Annotated in this window: 1 protein-coding gene; it reads left to right on the plus strand. The window is 61.2% G+C overall.

The genetic code is table 11. From position 1 onward, the window contains the following. The first annotated feature begins 215 nt into the window (after positions 1-215). Positions 216-1,013: an acyl-CoA thioesterase II gene (locus AX708_RS02425; RefSeq protein WP_067489453.1), complete on the plus strand. Its 798-nt coding sequence runs from the start codon at positions 216-218 to the stop codon at positions 1,011-1,013. The last annotated feature ends 60 nt before the right edge of the window (positions 1,014-1,073 follow it).

The following is a 1,073-nucleotide window of genomic DNA, read 5'->3' on the forward strand; positions in this document are numbered from 1 at the left end:
CGTGCCAACATACCCGAAAATACCGCTTGCATCCAAAGGGGCGTCCACAGATGCCATTCGGAAAACGACCCCGAAGCCGACATCGGCGTCACGAGCTATCACCGCAAAACTGCACCCCAAGAAGTGCCGCGTCTCTTGTGATCTTGCTTTAAGTTTTAAAATGAACGATAGCGTTCAGGAATGCAGCGGGTTTGCAGGCTGGAGATGAATAGCAAGTGGCCCAGTATACGCTCGATCAGGCGACCAACCTGACCCAGCTCGACGATGGCACGTTCCTCTCCCCGGATGGCGCAGCCTACTGGAACTTTCGCTCGGCTTTCGGCGGGTGGGCGCTGGCGCTTGCGTTTGAAGCCGCTCGTGCTGCGCGGCCGGGCCTGCCCCTTCTCGCGAGCACAACCGCCCACTTCATGAAGCCCTTGCCCGAACATGGCCTTGCTCTCGCCGTCCGCCTCATGCGCACAGGGCGCCGGACGGACTTTCTGCGCGTCGAAGGTTTTGCTCAAGAGGACCGGCAAGCTCCTCTGTTCGCGGTCGATTTCGTCTTCTCCAATGCACAAGATGGCGCGCTTGACTACACTGCCGCCTGCCCGACTGTTGCCGCCCCAGAAGAATGTGACGTACTGCCGACCACACCCGGGCCTCGCTGGCTCGCGAATTACGAGCAGCGGCTCGCCTTGGGCAAGCCCTTTAGTGCGCAAGAACGCCCACGCTCGGTTGCTTGGGTGCGCGATGCAAGCGGCCGGCCGTGGGACGAGAAGGCGATCCTTGCCCTGTCCGATACGCCAATGCCGCGCACCTTCTTTCTTGATCCCGCCCCGCGCTTCAGTTCGACGGTCACTTACGGACTACACCTGATGTGCACGAGGGCTGAACTTGAGCAGCTGGGGAGCGGGTTCTTGCTAGTAGAGACTGATGCGCCGCGGGTGGCCCGCGGCCGCTTCACGCAAGACGTCCGCGTGTGGAGTCCGACGGGCCAGCTGCTCGCCGTATCGAACCAGCTGGCGTTCTACTGATCAGGCAGCTTCCCATCTGTGGACGCCCCGAAAGATGCAAGAGTAAATTCGGGTCTTGGC

The organism is Erythrobacter sp. CCH5-A1, from assembly GCF_001557115.1.
Lineage (GTDB): Bacteria > Pseudomonadota > Alphaproteobacteria > Sphingomonadales > Sphingomonadaceae > Erythrobacter.